Genomic DNA, 252 nt, shown 5'->3' with positions numbered 1-252 from the left:
CACAAAGAGTCATTTTTTAAATGAACAACGATTGGTCGATACTTGGCTTTCTTGACATCAATTCTTTATCTAGTTTTCAGGGAATGAATTTTATAAGAAAATATAAAAAAAAAGCCTTGAAAAAATATATCTACACGATATAATAATACTTGTCCTTAAAAAAGAGACAAGAAAATGTCTGGTGACAATGGCGAAGAGGTCACACCCGTTCCCATGCCGAACACGGAAGTTAAGCTCTTCAGCGCCGATGGT

The 252-nt window shown here is 35.3% G+C and carries 1 rRNA gene; it reads left to right on the top strand.

Annotation, left to right across the window (positions count from 1 at the left end):
• Positions 1-177: 177 nt before the first annotated feature.
• Positions 178-252: ribosomal RNA gene (rrf, locus tag Q1B03_RS22050) — 5S ribosomal RNA — on the top strand; the annotation flags it as partial.

It is taken from the genome of uncultured Rossellomorea sp., assembly GCF_947488365.1.
Lineage (GTDB): Bacteria > Bacillota > Bacilli > Bacillales > Bacillaceae_B > Rossellomorea.
This window is presented reverse-complemented; position numbering and strand designations above follow the sequence as displayed.